This is a genomic window from Streptomyces rubellus, from assembly GCF_036323805.1.
Classification (GTDB): Bacteria; Actinomycetota; Actinomycetes; order Streptomycetales; family Streptomycetaceae; genus Streptomyces.
In genome coordinates this window covers 24,264-42,778 of sequence record NZ_JAZDCX010000007.1, presented here as the reverse complement: position 1 = coordinate 42,778, position 18,515 = coordinate 24,264, and the positions used below count along the sequence as shown (strand labels likewise).

Here is an 18,515-nt window from a genome sequence, read left to right as displayed (position 1 = left end):
GTGATCACTGTGACACCCACGACCGGCAACGCGAGCACGGGCTCGGACGGGATGAAGGTCTTCGGCGCGGTGCTGGGCGCGCTGCGCGAGGCGCACGGCACGACCCAGGAGGAGCTGGGCAGATACGCCGGTTACTCGAAGTCGATGGTCGCCAAGATCGAGTACGGGGAGCGGCTGGCGAGCCCGGACTTCATCGCGCGGGCCGAGGAGCTGCTGGAGGCCCGGGGCGCGCTGCTGGCCGCCGCGCCGCATCTGCGGTGGACCCGGCTGCCCGCCTGGTTCGGCGAGTACGCCCGGCTGGAGCAGGAGGCGGTGAGCCTGTGGACGTTCAACACCCATGTCGTGCACGGGCTGGTGCAGACCGAGGACTACGCCCGTGCCGTGCTGGGCGCGTACGTCCCCGTGCTGGAGGAGGACGAGCTCGAGCGCCAGGTGCGGACCCGTCTGGACCGCCAGGCGCTGCTGACGCGCCGGCCGGCGGTCTCCCTGTCGCTGGTCGTGGAGGAGTGGGTGCTCCGGCGTCCCGTCGGCGGGAAGGCCGTCAGCCGGGCCCAGCTGGAACGGCTGCTGGAGCTGGCCGGGATGCGCAACGTGTCGATCCAGCTCATGCCCACGCACTACGAGACGCACGCCGGCTTCGACGGTCCCTTCACGCTTCTGGAGACCCCGGAACGGCAGTGGGTGGCGTACGTGGAGGGACAGGCCATGGGCTCCGTCATCGATGACCAGAAGAAGGTGAGTGAGTTTCAGACACGTTATGGGATGATCCGGACACAGGCTCTCGCCCCCAAGGATTCCGTACGGCTGATCGAGGAGCTGATCCGCGCGTCATGAGCACCGCAGACCTGGCGTGGTTCAAGTCCAGTTACAGCGGCAGCCAGGGCGGCGAGTGCGTGGAGGTGGCCGTGGAGTGGCGCGCGCCGGGCTCCGGCGAACGGGGCGGCACCGGTCCCGCGGACGGGCGGCCCACCGGTGCGGCGGCCCGCCCGGGCACCGTCCACATACGCGACTCCAAGGGGGGCCGCCCCTCCTCCCTCGCCTTCACTCCCGGCGCCTGGTCCGCCTTCCTCCGCACCGCCCGGGGCTGACCCGGCCTTCCGGCACTGTACTGTTCCGTCCGCGCCGGGGAAGTGTTCCGTGACAGCGACAGCGAAACGGCACACCGCGGAGGTGCGTGTGCGTCCGGCCACCGGGCTGCGCCTCTGTCTGGCCACCGCCCTCCTCGCGCGGTTCGCGGGAGAGGGCATGGCGGTGGCCGTGGTGCTCCTGGCGGTGCACCGCACCGGCGGCTCGGCGCAGGGCGCGTTCGTGCTCACCGCGTGGATGGCGCCGCACGTCCTGGCCGCCCCGCTGACCGGCGCCCTCGCCGAACGGGCGCGCCGCCCCCGGCTCTTCCACTGCGGTGCGCTGGGCGGGCTGGCCGCGGGCATCACCGCGCTTGCCGCACTGCCCGGCCGGGCTCCCTGCCGGTGGTGCTGGCCGTCGCCGCGCTCGGCGGCTGCTGCGGGCCGGTGACCACCGGCGGGCTGTCCGGTCTGGTGTCCCGGCTGGTCCCGGAGGGGGCGGACCGCGACCGCGCGTACGCCCTGGACGCGGCGACGTACAACGCGGTGTCGGTGGCCGCCCCGGCCGTGGTGAGCGGCGTCGCCGTCGGGGTCTCGTCCGGTGCGGCCGTGGCCCTGCTGGGCGCGGCGGCGGCCGGTGCCGCCGCCCTGGCGGCCGGACTGCCGTACGGGCCGCGCGTGCGGCGCGCCCCGGCCGCGCCCGCCTCCGGCGGGCCGGTGACGCTGCGCGCCGATCTCGCGGCGGGTACGGCGGCCGTGTGGCGTGTCCGGGAGCTGCGCGCGATCACCGCGGCCACCTGTCTGGCCTTCGCGGGCATCGGCGGTCTGGCCACCACCGCCGTGCTGCTGACGGAAGGTCAGGGCCGTCCGGGCGCCGGGGGCGTGCTGATGACCGCCTTCGCCGCCGGAGCGCTCGCCAGTGCCCTGGCGGCGGCCCGCCGTCCGCGCTTCCTGCCCGCCCGGCACCTGGTGCCCGGCTGTCTGGCCGGCGCCGGCCTTCTCCTGGCCGCCGCCGCGGCCGTGCCGTCGTTCACCGCGCGGGCGGCGCTGTTCGCCGCGGCGGGAGTGTTCAACGGCCCGCTGCCGGGTGCCGCCCTGCGGCTCCGGGCCGACCACGCACCGCCCCGGGTGCGGACCCAGGTCTTCACCGTGGGGGCGGGGCTGAAGATCTCCGCGGCGGCCTGCGGAGCCGCTCTCGCCGGGGTCTGCGCCGCGCTGCCCCCGCCCCTCCTCCTGCTGGGGTCGCCGTCCTCCAACTCGCCGCGGCGCTGCTGTACCGGGCTCTCCGACCCCGTGCGCGGCGCCCGGGACGCACCGCTCCCCGGGCGGCGGATTGTACGAATCCGACACCCGCTCCCCACAAGCCCGTACCAATAGGGCAGTCTTGTCCCGTGCTCGAATCCACCGAGACCCCAGCATCCGACAAGCAGCGCCCGCATCCGCACCCCGAGACGCTGCGGCGGCTGGAGCAGTCCTCCGGCAAGCTGGCCGCCGCGGCCATCACGCGGATGGGGGAGCAACTGCCCTGGTACCGCGCCATGCCACCGGAGAACCGGTCGTGGATCGGGCTGGTGGCGCAGGCCGGCATCGCGGCCTTCACCGAGTGGTTCCGGCACCCGGAGACGCCGCAGGCGATCAGCACGGACGTGTTCGGCACCGCGCCGCGGGAGCTGACCCGGGCCGTCACCCTGCGGCAGACCGTGGAGATGGTCCGCACCACCATCGAGGTCGTGGAGTCCGCCATCGACGAGGTGGCCGCCCCCGGCGACGAGGGCGTGCTGCGCGAGGCCCTGCTGGTCTACGCCCGCGAGATCGCCTTCGCCACCGCCCAGGTGTACGCGCAGGCCGCCGAGGCCCGCGGCGCCTGGGACGCCCGGCTGGAGTCGCTGGTGGTCAACGCCGTGCTCTCCGGCGAGGTCGACGAGGGGACCGTCTCCCGGGCCGCCGCGCTGGGCTGGAGTTCCCCCGAACATGTCTCCGTGGTGCTGGGCACCGCGCCCGACGGGGACAGCGAACTGACGGTGGAGGCGATACGGCGTGCCGCGCGGCACGCCAGACTCCAGGTTCTCACCGGGGTGCTGGGCAGCCGGCTGGTGGTGGTCGCGGGCGGCTCGGACGATCCGCTGGGCATCGCCAAGGCCCTGATCGGGCCGTACGCGTCCGGCCCGGTGGTGGCCGGGCCCGTGGTCGGCGACCTGCTGTCGGCGACGCGTTCGGCACGGGCCGCCGCCGCCGGGCTGCGGGCGTGCGCCGCCTGGCCGGACGTACCGCGCCCGGTGCTCGCGGACGACCTGCTGCCCGAGCGCGCGATGGCCGGAGACCCCACCGCGCGCGCGCTGCTGGTGGAGGAGATCTACAGACCGCTCCAGGAGGCCGGTGCCGCGCTCCTGGAGACGCTCAGCGTCTATCTGGAACAGGCGAGCAGTCTGGAGGGGGCGGCACGGATGCTGTTCGTGCACCCCAATACCGTTCGCTACCGGCTGCGACGTGTGACGGACGTCACCGGCTGGTCGCCGTCCGACGTCCGCTCGGCGTTCACCCTGCGCGTCGCCCTGATCCTGGGCCGACTGGCCGACGGGAGCGACCGGATATAGTCACGCCCAGCGGTTTTGTCGTCCTCCCACAATTCCCCTGACCGTTCTTCGTGCCGGTCCCCACCGGCGGTGACCCATGCCGACAGGAGAGAGTGGGAGAGTGCTCGTACTCGTTGCTCCCGGCCAGGGTGCCCAGACACCCGGCTTCCTGACCCCCTGGCTCGAACTCCCCGGTGCCGCCGACCGGCTCGGGGAGTGGTCGGCCGCCATCGGCCTGGACCTGGTGCACTACGGCACCGAGGCGGACGCCGAGCAGATCCGTGACACGGCGGTGGTCCAGCCGCTGCTGGTGGCCGCGGGGCTGGTCTGTGCACAGGCACTGCTGGCGGACGCCCCCGAGGGTGCCGTCGGCGCGGTCGCCGGCCACAGTGTGGGCGAGCTGACCGCCGCGGCGGTCGGCGGGGTGCTCACTCCCGGGGGCGCGATGACGCTCGTCCGCCGCCGCGGTCTGGCGATGGCCGAGGCCGCCGCCGTCACCGAGACCGGGATGACCGCCGTACTGGGCGGGGACCCGGAGACGGTGACCGCGCATCTGGAGAAGCTGGGCCTGACCCCCGCCAACATCAACGGCGCCGGCCAGATCGTCGCCGCGGGCACCGCCGAGCAGCTCGCCGCGCTGGCCGGAGACAAGCCGGAGGGGGTCCGGATGGTACGGCCGCTGGCCGTCGCCGGCGCCTTCCACACCCGGCACATGGCCCCGGCCGTCGCCGTGCTGGAGGAGGCCGTCAAGGGTGTCGGGGCGGACGACCCGAAGGTCCGCTACGTCTCCAACCGGGACGGCCGGGTGGTCACCGACGGGCGCGAGGTCGTACAGCGGCTGGTCCACCAGGTCTCCAACCCCGTGCGCTGGGACCTGTGCATGGAGACCTTCCGGGAACTGGGCGTCACCGCCCTGGTCGAGCTCTGCCCCGGCGGCACCCTCACCGGTCTGGCCAGGCGCGCCCTGCCGGGGGTCAGGACACTGGCCCTGAAGACCCCCGACCAGCTCGACGCGGCACGTGAACTGCTCGCCGAGCAGGCCGCCGCGACGGTCCGGCAGCCGGACAGCAGCCGATAGGAGCCCGAGAATGACCGCGAAGATCAGGCCCGCGAAGGGCGCCCCGTACGCGCGTGTCCTCGGCGTCGGCGGCTACCGCCCGACCCGGGTGGTGCCGAACGAGGAGATCCTCAAGCACATCGACTCGTCCGACGAGTGGATCCGCTCCCGCTCCGGCATCGCCACCCGGCACTGGGCCGGCCCCGAGGAGACCGTCGCGGAGATGTCGCTCGCCGCGTCGGGCAAGGCCGTCGCGAACGCCGGGATCGCTCCCGAGCAGATCGGCGCGGTCGTCGTCTCGACCGTCTCCCACTTCAAGCAGACGCCCTCGATCGCCACCGAGATCGCCCACCGGCTGGGCACCGGCAACGCCGCCGCCTTCGACATCTCCGCGGCCTGCGCGGGCTTCGGCTACGGCCTGACCGTCGCCAAGGGCCTGGTGGTGGAGGGCAGCGCGGAGTACGTGCTGGTGATCGGTGTCGAACGGCTGTCGGACCTGACCGATCTGACGGACCGTACGACCGCCTTCCTGTTCGCCGACGGCGCCGGAGCGGTGGTCGTGGGCCCGTCCGAGGAGCCCGCCATCGGTCCCTCGGTGTGGGGCTCCGAAGGCGACAAGGCGGACGTCATCTCGCAGACCGTGCCCTGGGACCACTACCGCGACGGCGAGGTCGAGAAGTTCCCGGCGCTCCGGCAGGAGGGCCAGACGGTCTTCCGCTGGGCCGTCTTCGAGATGGCGAAGGTGGCCCAGCGCGCGCTGGAGGCCGCCGGCGTCACCGCCGAAGACCTGGACGTCTTCATCCCGCACCAGGCCAACATGCGGATCATCGACTCGATGGTGAAGACCCTCAAGCTGCCGGAGCACGTCACGGTCGCCCGCGATGTGGAGACCACCGGCAACACCTCGGCCGCCTCGATTCCGCTCGCGATGGAGCGGCTGCTGGCGGCCGGGCAGGCGAAGAGCGGCGACACCGCGCTCGTCATCGGTTTCGGGGCGGGGCTCGTCTACGCCGCGACGGTCGTTACCCTTCCCTAGTCCCCCGGACCGGTCATTTCCACCGCAACACACCGGACCACCACACAACACAAAGGAGCGCCACGCATGGCCGCCACCAAGGAAGAGATCGTCGCCGGTCTCGCCGAGATCGTGAACGAGATCGCCGGTATCCCGGCCGAGGACGTCCAGCCGGAGAAGTCCTTCACCGACGACCTGGACGTCGACTCGCTGTCCATGGTCGAGGTCGTCGTCGCCGCCGAGGAGCGCTTCGGAGTGAAGATCCCGGACGACGACGTCAAGAACCTCAAGACCGTCGGCGACGCGGTGGACTACATCGCCACCCACCAGGGCTGACCCGCCCGCCACCCGTTCCACGGGTACTCGTTGAGGCGTTTGTCGCCACCCGGCTCGCGGTGGCGGATGACAGAACATCCCCTACCAGTGGAGACAGAATCCCTGTGAACGCGACCAACCGCACCGTGGTCGTCACCGGTATCGGCGCAACCACACCGCTGGGTGGCGACAGCGCATCGACGTGGGAGGGCATGCTCGCCGGCCGGTCCGGCGTACGGGCCCTGGAGCAGGAGTGGGCGGCGGAGCTGCCCGTGCGGATCGCCGCCCCGGCCGCGGCCGACCCCCTGGACGTGCTGCCCCGCCCCCTCGCCCGCAAGCTGGACCGCTCGGCGCAGTTCGCCCTGATCGCGGCCCGGGAGGCCTGGGCCGACGCCGGTTACGAGGGCAGGGCCGGGGAGAACGGCCTGGTGGACCCCGACCGGCTCGGCTCCGTCATCGCCTCCGGCATCGGCGGTGTCACCACACTGCTCGACCAGTACGACGTCCTGCGGGAGAAGGGCGCCCGCCGGGTCTCCCCGCACACCGTGCCGATGCTGATGCCCAACAGCCCGGCGGCCAACGTCGGGCTGGAGGTGGGCGCCCAGGCGGGCGTCCACACCCCGGTGAGCGCCTGCGCCTCGGGAGCCGAGGCCATCGGCTACGCCGTGGAGATGATCCGCACCGGCCGCGCCGACGTGGTCGTCGCGGGCGGCACCGAGGCTGCCATCCATCCGCTGCCCGTCGCGGCGTTCGCCAACATGATGGCGCTGTCCAAGAACGACGGCCCGCCCGAGAAGGTCTCCCGTCCCTTCGACAAGGCCCGGGACGGCTTCGTGCTCGGCGAGGGGTCGGGCGTGATCGTGCTGGAGTCGGCCGAGCACGCCGCCCGGCGCGGCGCGCGGGTCTACTGCGAGGTGCTGGGCCAGGGGCTGTCCGCGGACAGCCACCACATCGCGCAGCCCGAGCCGACCGGCCGGGGCATCGCCACGGCGCTGCAGAACCTGCTGGACGCCACCGGTCTGGAGCCGTCGGAGGTGGTGCACCTCAACGCGCACGCCACCTCCACCCCGCTGGGCGACATCGCCGAGATCAAGGCGCTGCGCAAGGTGCTGGGTTCCGACCTGGACCGGGTGGCCGTCTCCGCCACCAAGTCCATGACCGGCCATCTGCTGGGCGGCGCGGGCGGCGTCGAGACGGTGGCGACGGTGCTGGCGCTGCACCACCGCACGGCCCCGCCGACCGCCAACCTCGAGGACCTCGACGAGGAGGTCGACGCCGACATCGTGCGCGGCGCCGGCCGCCCGCTGGGGGAGGGCCGGATCGCCGCGCTCAACAACTCCTTCGGCTTCGGCGGCCACAACGTCGTCCTGGCCTTCCGCACGGTCTGACACACCGGTCGCCGGCCACGAGGGGCCGCCGGGCAGCACGCCCGGCGGCCCCCTCGCCCGTTCCCCGGCCTGTTCCCGGGCAGCCGGGGACGGGGTGTCAGGAGCGTCGGAGGCAGCCGGTGGCCTGCCCGGCCCGGCCCGGGGCGCCGGAATCCACCGCGTCGCGCGCCGCCGCAGCACCGGGGCCGCTCCCCCGGTGCCGGGTCCGGGGGCGGCGGCACGCGCGGTGTCCGGGGCGGCGGGGCCGGCGGTTCGGCGGGGGCGGGGTACAGGCGGCTCCGCAGTCCGGCGTGCGGCAGGCCGCGAGGCCCTCCCCTGGGCCGTACGCCCCGGGAGCGGGCTCCGGGACGGCCGTCGCGTCCGGGTCCGGGCCCGTCAGACCACCTGGTGCAACCAGCGCACCGGGGCGCCCTCGCCCGCGTAGCGGAAGGGCTCCAGTTCGTCGTCCCAGGGCTTGCCGAGCAGCCTCGCGATCTCGGCTTCCAGCTCGGTCTCGCCGCGGGTGGCGCGCTCCAGGGCGGCGCGCAGCCGGTCCTCGGGGATGAGGATGTCCCCGTGCGGCCCGGTCACCGCGTGGAAGATGCCCAGTTCGGGGGTGGAGCTGTAGCGCTCGCCCTCGGCGGCGGCGCACGGCTCGGAGGTCACCTCGAAGCGCAGCAGCCGCCAGCCGCGCAGCGCGGAGGCGAGTTTGGAGGCGGTGCCGGGCTCGCCCTGCCAGGACAGCTCCGCACGCCAGGTGCCCGGCGAGGCGGGCTGCTTGATCCAGTCGAGGCTGACGCGGGTGCCGAGCACTCCCGCGACGGCCCATTCGACGTGCGGGCACAGTGCGCGGGGGGCGGAGTGCACGTACAGAACTCCACGTGTCGTCACCGGGACCTCCTGTGCGGTTCGAGTGCGACCTTCCGTGGCGGCCTCGAATCCCTGGTCATGCGCCGAGTCAGTACTTGACATCTTGTCCCATCGGTCACACGTCCTCCAGCTCCCGATGTTACGAACAGTAAACACTGTCCGAGCTGATTCTCCCTAAAAGAGACAGCAAGTGACGCGATGTAATCTGCCAGATGTGTCCGGCGACCATTTTCGGACCGCCGCGAAGAAAACTACCGCGCCATGCCACGCAGAAGGTGACGTACCGTCGATCGGAGCGGTCAACCCACCCGTCCGCACCATCACCCCGACGGGAGACGGGGGACGGCGGCGCGGGGACGACGGCCGGGGGCCGGCCGGTAACACGGCCGCGGAACGGCCGGAAAAGCGGCGAAGAGACAGCCGGGGAGACACTGCGGGCACCGGGACACACAGGAGGGGACCGTGGGGGACGAGGGAAACGGCCGGGACGGCGGCGACGGCCGCAGCGGCACGCCGGCCGGCCGTACCCGGCACCGCGGGGTCCTGGCCGGCGCCTGCGCCGTCGTCGCCGCCGTCGTGGCAGCCATCCTGCTCGCCGTGTCCTGTGACAGCGGGAGCGACGGTGACGCCGACGGGAGGTCCGGCGGTGTCCGCGGCGCCGCCTCCGAACCCCGTCCCGCCGGCTCACCCACGCCCACGCCCGAATGGGACACCGCCCCCGGCTCGCTGGCGGCCCTGGGCGACTCCGTCACCCGCGGCTACGACGCCTGCTCGCTGCTGGCCGACTGCCCGGCGGTGTCCTGGGCCACCGGCACCTCGCCCGAGGTGGACAGCCTGGCGGAACGACTGGACATCCCGACCGCCGCCCGGTGGAACCTCGCCCGCTCCGGTGCCCTGATGGCAGACCTGCCGGCCCAGGCCGAACGGGCCGCGGCGCACCGGCCGGAGCTGGTGACGGTGCTGGTCGGCGCGAACGACGCCTGCCGGCCGAGCATCGGTGAGATGACCCCGGTGGACGAGTTCCGCGCCGACTTCGCCGAGGCGCTGCGCACCCTGCGCCGGGCCTCGCCGGACACCCAGGTGTACGTGGCCGGTGTCCCGGACCTGGAACGGCTGTGGTCCGTGGGCCGGGACCACCCGCTGGCCCCGCAGGTGTGGCGGCTCGGCATCTGCCCGTCGATGCTGGCCGATCCCGCCGCCGAGGATCCCGTGGCGGTGGAGCGCCGCGCCGCGGTGGCCGAGCGGGTGCGGGCGTACAACACCGCGCTGCGGGAGGTGTGCGCCGGCGACCCGCGCTGCCGCCATGACGGCGGGGCGGTCCACGAGTACCGCTTCACCACCCGTGAGCTGAGCACCTGGGACTGGTTCCACCCCGGCACGGCGGGCCAGCGGGTGCTCGCCGGAATCGCCCACCGCCACGTCACGGCCGAACGCCCGCCCGCCTGAGCGGACCCGGAGCCGTCCCGCGGGCTCCCAGGGGCGCCATTGACGCCCCCCGGCCTCGTCATTACATTCACGCCAGGATTTCGGACGGATGACGAAATGCCGAACAACGCCGAAAACAGGGAGAGCGGCCGCTGTGCGCATCACCGGAATCAGTACTCATGTCGTCGGCACCCCCTGGCGCGACCTGGCCTACGTCCAGGTGCACACCGACGAGGGCCTCACCGGGGTGGGCGAGACCCGGATGCCCGGGCACACCGACGCGCTGCTCGGCTGTCTGCGCGAGGCCGAGGCCAACCACATCGCGGGCTCCGGCCCCTTCGAGGTCGAGGACCTGGTGCGGCGCATGAAGTACGGCGACTACGGGCGGGCCGGGGAGATCGTGATGTCCGGCATCGCGGTGGTGGAGACGGCCTGCTGGGACATCAAGGGCAAGGCGCCGGGCGTGCCCGTCCGGCAGTTGCCGGGCGGACGGGTCGCCGAGCGGGTCAAGGCGTACGCCAACGGCCGGCACACCGCCGAGCGCACCCCCGAGGCGTTCCACGCGGCGGCCCGGAAGGCCGTCGAGCGCGGCTACCGGACGCTGGAGCTCGACCCGTTCGGCACCGGCCACCTCGGCGGCATCCTGGGGACCCGCAAGCTCGCCGCCACCGCCGAGACCCACTACCTGACGGTCGCGCCGCACAACGCCGGCGGCCCGGTGCTGACCGCCGCCTCCCTCCAACCGGCGGGCTGCACACCGAACTTCAGGATCCTGGAACGCTTCAACGACTTCGCGGACGCCGAGATCACGAAGGTGGCCACCGGGGCCCCGAAGGTCGTGGACGGCTACTTCACGCTTCCCGGCGCCCCCGGGCCGGGGGCCGAGCCGGACACCGGCGCGGCGGCGGAGTTCCCGCCCCGCCGGGCCCGCTTCGACCTGTGGGCGGAGGGCTGGGAGAAGCGGCCCCCGCGCGGGGCGCGGACATGACGGGCGGAGGACGGGACCGGGCGCGGAACCGGGCCGTCCTCGTCGAACGGCCCGGTGTCCACCGGCTGGTGGACACCGGGCGTCCGGAGCCCGGTCCCGGCGAGGCGCGGGTGGCGGTGCACGCGGCGGGGGTCTGCGCCAGCGACCACGAGGTGTACGCCGGAACCCGGGCCACCGGCTACGTCCGCTATCCCGTCGTGCCCGGCCACGAGTGGTCCGGCACGGTGGAGGCGGTCGGGGACGGGGTGGACCCGGCGCTGGTGGGCCGGAAGGCGGTGGGCGAGGGGTTCCGCGCCTGCCTGGTCTGCGACCGCTGCCGGGAGGGTGCCACCAGCCTGTGCGCCGGCGGCTACGACGAGACCGGCTTCACCCGGCCCGGCGCCTTCGCCGACACCCTGGCCCTCCCCGCCCGGCTGCTGCACCTCCTGCCCGACGGCGCCGACCTGCGCTCGGCCGCCCTGCTGGAGCCCGCCGCCGTGGTCGCCGCGGCGGTGTCGGCGGGCGGGCCCCGTCCCGGGGAGCTGATCGCCGTGGTCGGCGCGGGCACCCTGGGCCTGCTGGCCGTCCAGTTGCTGGCCGCGGTCTCCCCCGCCGGACTGCTGGTGGTCGATCCCAGGGCCGAGCGGGCCGGGCGGGCGCTGTCGATGGGCGCCACCGAGGCGCGCGACCCGGCGGACACCGGTGCACTGCGCGGCCGCTACGACCTGGTGGTGGAGATCGCGGGCGCGTCCACCACCGCGCACGACTCCTGCCTGCTGGCCCGGCGCGGCGGCCGGGTGGTGCTGGCCGGGCTGCCCGGACCGGGCGCCCGGGGACTCGACCCCGGGCTGCTGACCTGCGAGCAGCTCACCGTCCGGACCGTCTTCGGCGCCCCGCCCGCCGCCTGGACCCGGGCGGTACGGGCCTTCACCGCGGGGCTGCTGGCACCCGCCGCCCTGATCACCCACGAACTGCCGCTGGAGGGGTTCGCCGAGGCCCTCGCGCTGGTCGGCGGCGGCGATCCGGAGGTCGGCAAGGTCCTGCTGCGGCCCTGACTCCTCCTTCCCTCCGCTCCCCACGTCCCTCTTCCCGCGTCTCCCGCCCCCGCCCCCGCCCGGGGAACGCCGCATCCGTACGAGACACCGAACCGGGAGTACCGTGACCGACGCGCCCCTCTCCTCACCCGGCCCGGCAGCCGCTCCCCGCCGCCCCGGTGCGGCCGCCCTCGCCGCCCTCGGCCACCCCGTACCGGTCCGGGACCCCGCCGACACCTCCCCGCACACCTTTCCCGACGGGGGCACCTGGCGCACCGAGATCCCCTCCGTCGAGGGGCCGGAGGCGCTGGCCGCCGTGCTGACGGAGGCCGCCGCCCTCGACGTCCCCGTCCACCGGGTCAGCCAGGGCAGCGGCGTGTGGATGCTGACCGACGCCGAGATCGCCGGGATGGCCGACGCGTGCGCCGCGCACGACGTCGAGCTGTGCCTGTTCACCGGGCCGCGCGGCACCTGGGACACCGGTGCCGGAACCCGCACCCCCTCCGGCGGCGCGGGACCGCGGGCCCGCGGCCACGACGCGCTCGCCGGATGCGTCGAGGACGCCGTGCGCGCCGCCGGACTCGGGGTCCGCTGCCTGCTGGTGGCCGACGAGGGCGTGCTGTGGACGCTGCACCGGCTGCGGACGCGCGGCGTGCTGCCCGCCGACACCACCTTCAAGGTCTCGGCCCTGATCGGCCCGGTCAACCCGGCCTCGTACGCGGTCTTCGAACGGCTGGGCGCCGACTCGGTCAACGTGCCCTCCGACCTGGCCCTGGAGCACCTGACCGAGATCCGCCGGGTCAGCCGGGCGCCGCTGGACTTCTATCTGGAGGCGCCCGACGACCTCGGCGGCTACGTGCGGATGTACGACGTGGCCGAGCTGGTCCGGCGCGGCGCGCCGGTCTACCTCAAGTTCGGTCTCAGCAGGGCCCCGGCCCTCTACCCCTACGGCGCACAGCTGCGCGACGCCGCCGTGGACACCGCGCGCGAGCGGGTCCGGCGCGGCCGGCTCGTCCTGGACCTGCTCGCCCGGCTCGGCGCCGACGCCGGGATGTCGCCGCCCGGCTCCCGGCTGCCCGGCCCCCTCAGCCGCTTCCGCGACGAGCCGCCCCCCGCCCCGGAAAGGAGCTGACCGCATGCCCGGCAGTACCCGCGCCCGTATCCACACCGCCGGAGCTCGGGGTCGGCCGCGCTGGCCGACCGCCGTCACCGTCCCGCGCGACGGCCGCGCGGTCCGGACGCTCGCCGCCCGGGAACGTCCCGGGGTTCCGGTGGCGGCTGAGGGGGACCGGGCCCCGGCCAGCCGTTTGCCGGGGTGCCCCGGTGGTACCGCTGATCTTGTGCGGCATCCTGGTCGGGCCCGCCTTCGCGGTGCGCGGCGCCGCCGGCCGCCGGTTCCACCCGCTCGGCGGAGTCCCCGCGGGCGGGTGCCGGCTCCGGGCCGGGGCGATCGCCGCGGCGTTCGCCGGCGGTGCCCCGACGAGCGACGGAGTGGGTACCGCACCGGGCGCCGTATCGCGGACCGGCTCCCGGTGTGCCCGGCAACGGCACGTCCCCACTGGACACCGGCACCGGCTGCCAGTGGGTGATCAAGGGCCCGGTCCTGCCGACGACGGTGGGATCCGGGATGGGAAACGAACGGAGAGGTGGTTCATGAGCACCAGCAGACGCACTGTGATCTCGGCCGCGGCGGCCGCGGGACTGGTGGCGGCGGCCTTGGGGCCGGGTGCCGGGGCGGCGCACGCCGACGGCGGGGGGCCGGGTGATCCGTCCCCACCGCGGCGGAAGCGCTTCGGCGAGCTGGCCGACGGCACGGAGGTGGACATCTGGACACTGTCGGCAGGCGGCACCCGGCTGAAGGTGCTCTCCTACGGCGGCATCGTGCAGTCCCTGGAGGTGCCCGACCGCAAGGGCCGGTACGCCAACATCTCACTCGGCTTCGGCGACCTGGCCTCGTACATGGCCGGCTCCCCGTTCTTCGGGGCGCTCATCGGCCGCTTCGGCAACCGCATCGCGGACGGCGCCTTCACCCTCGACGGGCAGGCGTACGAGCTGCCGCGCAACGACAACGGCCATACCCTGCACGGCGGCGACCAGGGGTTCGACAAGCGGGTGTGGCGGGTGGAGCCGTTCACCCGGGGCGGCGCATCGGGCCTGGTGCTCTCCCGCACCAGCCCCGACGGCGAGATGGGCTTCCCCGGCACGCTCCAGGTCCGGGTGGAGTACACGCTCGGCCCGGACGGCGAGTTCCGGATCGACTACGAGGCCACCACCGACAGGCCCACCGTCGTCAATCTCACCAACCACACCTACTTCAACCTCGCCGGGGAGGGTTCGGGCAGCGTCCTGGACCACACCCTGGAGCTGGCCGCCTCCCGCTTCACCCCGGTCGGCGAGACCCTGATCCCGACCGGTGAGCTGGCGAAGGTGGCGGACACGCCGTTCGACTTCCGCAGGCCCAAGCCGCTCGGGCTGGACATCCGCGAGGCGCACGGGCAGATCCGGTACGGCCGGGGCTACGACCACAACCTGGTGTTCGACAAGGGGATCACCGCGGAGCCCGAGCACGTGGCCACCGTCACCGAACCGGTCTCGGGGCGGGTGATGCGGGTCGCCACCACCGAGCCGGGGGTGCAGCTCTACACCGGCAACTTCCTGGACGGCACCCTGACGGGCACCTCGGGGCGGATCTACCGGCAGAGCGACGGGTTCTGCCTGGAGACCCAGCACTTCCCCGACTCCCCCAACCAGCCGGCGTTCCCCACCACCGTGCTGCGGCCGGGGCAGACGTACCGGAGCACGACCGTGCACTCCTTCGCCGCGGAGTAGCGCCCGGACCTCCCGCGTCCGGCGGGGCCGGCGGCCCGGGGGAAGGAGGTGACCCCGGACCGCCGGACCCGCCCGCGTTCCGGGGCGCGCCCCGGACCCCGTAGGGCACGCCCCGGAAGCGTGGGCCGCCGGCCCGCTGCCCGGCCGGGCCGTGTGGGCGATCCCGCGCACGACCTGCCGCCGGAACAGGACGAGGACCACCGGCAGCGGGAACCCGGCGGTGACGACGGACGGTGCCGGCCGCGCGCAGCGGACGCCGTCGGCCGGTGGCACGACCGGGCCGGGAGTCCCGGCGCACACCACTCACCCCGGCGTTCGGTATGCCGGATAACTTTCGCTCTCCCGAACGGAAAGCAGGAGCAGAACACCGTCCGCGTCAACGGCCCGCACGGAGACGACCGCGGACACCGAGGCCGGGGCCCGGCCGGTGCCGGGGCTCACCCGCCTCGGCGTCCGCGATCGTGTGCCGCGGGCCGGCAGGCTCAGCCGTCCAGGCTGACGATCATCTTCCCGACGTTCCGCCCGCGCAGCATGCCGAGGAAGGCGTCCACCGCGTTCTCGATCCCCTCCACCACCGTCTCGCGGTACTTCAGCTCGCCGGAGCGGAGCCAGCCCGAGACCTCCTCGGTGAACCGCGGGCGCAGGGCCGAGTGGTCGTTCACGAGCATGCCCTGGATCCGCAGCCGCTTGCCGATGACCAGCGTCAGGTTGCGCGGGGCGGCGGGCGGCTCGGTGGCGTTGTACTGGGAGATCATCCCGCACACGGCGACACGCCCGTGCGTCCTGAGCGAGCCGATGGCGGCCTCCAGGTGCTCCCCGCCGACGTTGTCGAAGTAGACGTCGATGCCCTCGGGTGCGGCCTCCCTCAACCGCCGGGCCACCGGGCCGTCGTGGTAGTCGAAGGCGGCGTCGAAGCCGTACTCCTCGGTCAGCAGCCGCACCTTCTCCGGTGATCCGGCGCTGCCGACGACCCGTGAGGCGCCCTTGAGCCGGGCGATCTGACCGACCAGGCTGCCGACCGCGCCCGCCGCACCCGAGACGAAGACGGCGTCCCCCTCCCGGAAGGAGGCGACCTCCAGCAGGCCGGCGTAGGCGGTCAGCCCCGGCATGCCCAGCACCCCGAGGCAGGCGCTCAGCGGGGCCGCGTCGGCGGAGACCTTCACCGCGTGCCTCGCCTCCGGGGTGGCGTACTCGCGCCAGCCGAGCCCGTGCAGTACGTGGTCGCCCGGGGCGAAGCCCTCGGCCTCGGAGGCGAGGACGACTCCGACCGCCCCGCCGTCCATCGGCTCGTCGAGCCGGTACGGCGGAACGTACGACTTGACGTCGTTCATCCGGCCCCTCATGTACGGATCGACCGAGAGGTACAGGTTGCGCACCAGGATCCGGCCGGGCCCGGGGGCCCCGACGGGTGCCTCGCGCAGCGCGAAGTCCTCCGGGGCGGGCCATCCCTCCGGCCGGGCCGTCAGATGCCACTCACGTCCGGTCGCGGGCAGAGTCACGGAAACGCCTCCCAAAAACTTCAGACAGTGAAACAACAGTCCCCTTGATATTTCACACTGTCAAGCAAATCGGTAGGCTGCGGGCATGTCCCCCGCCGCCGGCCGCCCCGAGCCCGCCGACCCGGTCGCCCTCGAGGTCGTCGAGCTGATCGGCGAGGCCGTCGCCCGCTACCACCGGGAGTACGACGAGGCGGCCGCCCGGCACTCCCTCACCGGTGCCCAGGCCCGGCTGCTCACCCTGCTCGCCCGCCGGCCCCTGCCCATGCGGGAGCTCGCCCGGCGGCTGCGGTGCGAGCCGTCGAACGTGACGGGCATCGTCGACCGGCTGCAGGACCGCGGGCTGGTCGAGCGGCGCCCCGACCCGGACGACCGCCGGGTCAAGCTCGCCGCCGCCACCGCCGAGGGCCGGCGGACCGCCGGACGGCTGCGCGCCGCGCTGGACTTCGCGCGGGCCCCACTGGCAGAACTGGACCCGGGGGAGCGAACGCTCCTGCGCGACCTGCTCAGGCGCGTCCTGGACACCGGGCAGCCGGGGGACACCGGGGGCCGGCGGGACTGACGGCACCGAACCGGTCACAGCGCCGAGCGCTAGGTGCACCACCACAGAAAGCGGTCGCAGGTCTCGCCCGGCTCCGGTTCGGGCTCGGGCTCGGGGTCCCGGGTCTGCCCCGGAGGCGACGGATCGGGCCGCTCCGGCTCGGGCTCGGGACGCTCCGGCTGCCGGGTGGCCCCGGGGGGCTCCGCGGGCAGGGAGGCACCGTTCCCGGGCGTACTCGCCGAGGGGGCCGCCGACGCGGAGGCGTCCGGCTCGGCCGAGGGCCCGGCGGAGTCCGACGGCCGCGCCGAGGGGGAGACCGAGGCCGAGGGCCGGGGCGAGCCCGGCTCCGTGGACGCCGCCCCGTCCGGGGTCCCGCCGCCGGCGGGCCGCCGTCCGGTCTCCGTCTCCTCGCCGGACGGACCGCCCCCGGGGTCGCCGGGCCCGTCGTCCAGCGGGAGGGCGGGCAGCTGCCTCAGTACGCCCTCCGTGGTGAACTCCGCGACGCCGAGCGTGGCCAGCCCCGTCCCGAATATCACGCCCATGACGATCCTGCGGCGCCGGCGCCCCGGATACGCCCGGGCCCGGCGGCCGCGCCGCCCGGGGGGCGGGGCCACGTTCTCGGCGTCCTTGGCGTCCTTGGCGTCCTCGGCACCGTCCGCACCGCCGTCCGCGGCGGGATCGTCACCCCCGGGGGGCCCGCCCGGGTACGCGGGAGCGGGACGCCGGAGGGTGTCGTGGGCGTCCCGGCGGTCGTGACCGCCGTGCCCGCCGTGTCCCGCGTGGCCGCCGTACGCGTCACCGCCGTACGGATCGTACGGGCCGGCCCCCGCCCCGGAAGGGCCCGTCCCGGTACCCGGCATGACCGACATGTCCACCGGCGCCAGACGCTCACTGGGGACACCGCACCCCGGACAGGACAGGGCGCCATTCAGGTGCCGTCGGCACGTGACGCAGTAGATCATGGGGTCGGCAGAATACGGTTACCGGAACATAGGACGAAAGGGCCTTGCCGTGAAGGTTTGGTGTCGGCCCGCGCGGCGTCACCCCGCGAAGGGCCGCTGGGCCAGCCCCTGCCCCGCGTCCGGCAGCACCAGGAGCGAACCGGCCAGCGGCTGCGCCGCGGGGTCGGTGCCCACCCGGGCCGTGGTGATGTAGAGGTCCCGCAGTCCCGGGCCCCCGAAGGCGCACGCCGTGGTGTTGGCGGCCGGAACGGCGACCGTGCGGTCCAGCCGGCCGTCGGGGGTGTAGCGCCGCACCGCGCCGCCGCCCCACAGGGCGACCCAGACACAGCCGTCCGCGTCCACCGTCAACCCGTCGGGGAAGCCCGCCCCCTCCTCGATCTCCGCCAGCGGCCGGCGGTCGCTCACCTCGGTGCCGCGCACGTCGAAAACGTCGATGCGGCGGGTGGGGGTGTCGACGTAGTACATCAGCCGCCCGTCCGGACTCCAGCCCGTGCCGTTGCTGATCGTCACGTCCGGCAGGACCTCGGCCACCGTGCCGTCCGGGGCGATCCGGCTGAACGTGCCCCCGCCCGGAGCCTCGTCGTAGGCCATCGTGCCCGCCCACAGCGCGCCGTCCGGGGCCACGGCCGCGTCGTTGCCGCGGCGGCCCGGGACGGGGTCGCGGTGCAGCCAGGAGAAGGCGCCGGCCGCGTCGTACAGCCCCACCCCGTCACGGAGGTTGACCACCAGGCCGCCGCCCGCGCGCGGCTTGGCCGCGCCCACGTGCTGCTCGGTCGCCAGCACCGTGCGGCGCCCGTCGGCGGGGTCCCAGGCGTGCACCCGGCAGGAGAGGACGTCCACCCAGATCAGCCGCCCGCGCGCCGCGTCCCAGGTCGGTCCCTCACCCAGCAGCGCGTCATGGCGCACCGCGATCTCGGGTCCCGCCCTCCTCGCCGCCCGTGTCGTGCCCGTTCCGGTCATACCCGGTCCCCCTCTCGCTCGCCTCTTCCCCGCGCACCGG

At 74.6% G+C, this 18,515-nt stretch carries 19 protein-coding genes; 15 read left to right on the top strand and 4 right to left on the bottom strand.

The annotated features are described in order from the left end of the window. Nucleotides 1–9 precede the first annotated feature (9 nt). The 9 genes from V1L54_RS10080 (at nucleotide 10) to V1L54_RS10040 (ending at nucleotide 7,412) form a co-directional block, all read left to right on the top strand. Nucleotides 10–834: a helix-turn-helix domain-containing protein gene (locus V1L54_RS10080; protein WP_330117577.1), complete on the top strand. Its 825-nt coding sequence runs from the start codon at nucleotides 10–12 to the stop codon at nucleotides 832–834. After that, complete coding sequence (locus tag V1L54_RS10075) at nucleotides 831–1,088, top strand: DUF397 domain-containing protein (protein WP_330117576.1); 258 nt, start codon at nucleotides 831–833, stop codon at nucleotides 1,086–1,088. The genes V1L54_RS10080 and V1L54_RS10075 overlap by 4 nt, the downstream gene beginning before the upstream one ends. A 49-nt stretch (nucleotides 1,089–1,137) precedes the next feature. Next, a complete protein-coding gene (locus V1L54_RS10070) occupies nucleotides 1,138–1,515 on the top strand; it encodes an MFS transporter (RefSeq protein ID WP_330117575.1) in 378 nt (125 codons plus the stop codon). Further along, the gene (locus V1L54_RS10065; protein WP_330117574.1) at nucleotides 1,473–2,441 is read left to right on the top strand and encodes a hypothetical protein; all 969 of its coding nucleotides are present in this window, start codon (nucleotides 1,473–1,475) and stop codon (nucleotides 2,439–2,441) included. The genes V1L54_RS10070 and V1L54_RS10065 overlap by 43 nt, the downstream gene beginning before the upstream one ends. A 14-nt stretch (nucleotides 2,442–2,455) precedes the next feature. Beyond that, a complete protein-coding gene (locus V1L54_RS10060) occupies nucleotides 2,456–3,658 on the top strand; it encodes a PucR family transcriptional regulator (RefSeq protein ID WP_330117573.1) in 1,203 nt (400 codons plus the stop codon). A gap of 100 nt (nucleotides 3,659–3,758) precedes the next feature. Beyond that, entirely contained in the window at nucleotides 3,759–4,715 is a 957-nt protein-coding gene (locus V1L54_RS10055; protein WP_330117572.1) for an ACP S-malonyltransferase, read from the top strand. Between the two features lie 10 nt (nucleotides 4,716–4,725). Continuing rightward, nucleotides 4,726–5,730, top strand: a complete 1,005-nt coding sequence (locus V1L54_RS10050) for a ketoacyl-ACP synthase III (RefSeq protein WP_330117571.1) — start codon at nucleotides 4,726–4,728, stop codon at nucleotides 5,728–5,730. Between the two features lie 66 nt (nucleotides 5,731–5,796). Next, nucleotides 5,797–6,045 (top strand): acyl carrier protein, encoded by a 249-nt coding sequence (locus V1L54_RS10045; RefSeq protein ID WP_330117570.1) that lies wholly within the window; start codon nucleotides 5,797–5,799, stop codon nucleotides 6,043–6,045. A gap of 104 nt (nucleotides 6,046–6,149) precedes the next feature. Then, a complete protein-coding gene (locus V1L54_RS10040) occupies nucleotides 6,150–7,412 on the top strand; it encodes a beta-ketoacyl-[acyl-carrier-protein] synthase family protein (protein ID WP_330117569.1) in 1,263 nt (420 codons plus the stop codon). A gap of 375 nt (nucleotides 7,413–7,787) precedes the next feature. Here the strand turns inward: V1L54_RS10040 and V1L54_RS10035 are convergent, their stop codons facing one another. Beyond that, complete coding sequence (locus V1L54_RS10035) at nucleotides 7,788–8,282, bottom strand: DUF3145 domain-containing protein (RefSeq protein ID WP_330117568.1); 495 nt, start codon at nucleotides 8,280–8,282, stop codon at nucleotides 7,788–7,790. A 441-nt stretch (nucleotides 8,283–8,723) separates the two neighbouring features. On the opposite strand from V1L54_RS10035, the gene V1L54_RS10030 reads away from it, so the two are divergent. The 5 genes from V1L54_RS10030 (at nucleotide 8,724) to V1L54_RS10010 (ending at nucleotide 14,516) form a co-directional block, all read left to right on the top strand. Beyond that, nucleotides 8,724–9,707, top strand: coding sequence for an SGNH/GDSL hydrolase family protein (locus tag V1L54_RS10030; RefSeq protein WP_330117567.1), 984 nt, complete (start codon nucleotides 8,724–8,726; stop codon nucleotides 9,705–9,707). Nucleotides 9,708–9,840: 133 nt separating this feature from the next. Continuing rightward, nucleotides 9,841–10,674 (top strand): enolase C-terminal domain-like protein, encoded by an 834-nt coding sequence (locus V1L54_RS10025; protein WP_330117566.1) that lies wholly within the window; start codon nucleotides 9,841–9,843, stop codon nucleotides 10,672–10,674. Next, nucleotides 10,671–11,708: a zinc-dependent alcohol dehydrogenase gene (locus V1L54_RS10020; RefSeq protein WP_330117565.1), complete on the top strand. Its 1,038-nt coding sequence runs from the start codon at nucleotides 10,671–10,673 to the stop codon at nucleotides 11,706–11,708. The genes V1L54_RS10025 and V1L54_RS10020 overlap by 4 nt, the downstream gene beginning before the upstream one ends. A gap of 103 nt (nucleotides 11,709–11,811) precedes the next feature. Further along, the gene (locus tag V1L54_RS10015; RefSeq protein WP_330117564.1) at nucleotides 11,812–12,819 is read left to right on the top strand and encodes a hypothetical protein; all 1,008 of its coding nucleotides are present in this window, start codon (nucleotides 11,812–11,814) and stop codon (nucleotides 12,817–12,819) included. A gap of 521 nt (nucleotides 12,820–13,340) precedes the next feature. Further along, nucleotides 13,341–14,516 carry an aldose epimerase family protein gene (locus V1L54_RS10010; protein ID WP_330117563.1) on the top strand — a complete coding sequence of 392 codons (1,176 nt, stop codon included), beginning with the start codon at nucleotides 13,341–13,343 and terminating at the stop codon, nucleotides 14,514–14,516. 482 nt (nucleotides 14,517–14,998) lie between these two features. Here V1L54_RS10010 and V1L54_RS10005 read toward each other — a convergent pair whose 3' ends face one another. Continuing rightward, nucleotides 14,999–16,015, bottom strand: coding sequence for an NADP-dependent oxidoreductase (locus V1L54_RS10005; RefSeq protein WP_330117562.1), 1,017 nt, complete (start codon nucleotides 16,013–16,015; stop codon nucleotides 14,999–15,001). An 85-nt stretch (nucleotides 16,016–16,100) separates the two neighbouring features. On the opposite strand from V1L54_RS10005, the gene V1L54_RS10000 reads away from it, so the two are divergent. Then, complete coding sequence (locus tag V1L54_RS10000) at nucleotides 16,101–16,574, top strand: MarR family winged helix-turn-helix transcriptional regulator (protein ID WP_330117561.1); 474 nt, start codon at nucleotides 16,101–16,103, stop codon at nucleotides 16,572–16,574. A gap of 29 nt (nucleotides 16,575–16,603) precedes the next feature. Here V1L54_RS10000 and V1L54_RS09995 read toward each other — a convergent pair whose 3' ends face one another. Both V1L54_RS09995 and V1L54_RS09990 read right to left on the bottom strand, forming a co-directional pair. After that, nucleotides 16,604–17,515: an SCO2400 family protein gene (locus tag V1L54_RS09995; RefSeq protein WP_443076569.1), complete on the bottom strand. Its 912-nt coding sequence runs from the start codon at nucleotides 17,513–17,515 to the stop codon at nucleotides 16,604–16,606. 78 nt (nucleotides 17,516–17,593) lie between these two features. Next, nucleotides 17,594–18,475, bottom strand: a complete 882-nt coding sequence (locus tag V1L54_RS09990; RefSeq protein ID WP_330117559.1) for an SMP-30/gluconolactonase/LRE family protein — start codon at nucleotides 18,473–18,475, stop codon at nucleotides 17,594–17,596. Nucleotides 18,476–18,515 lie beyond the last annotated feature (40 nt).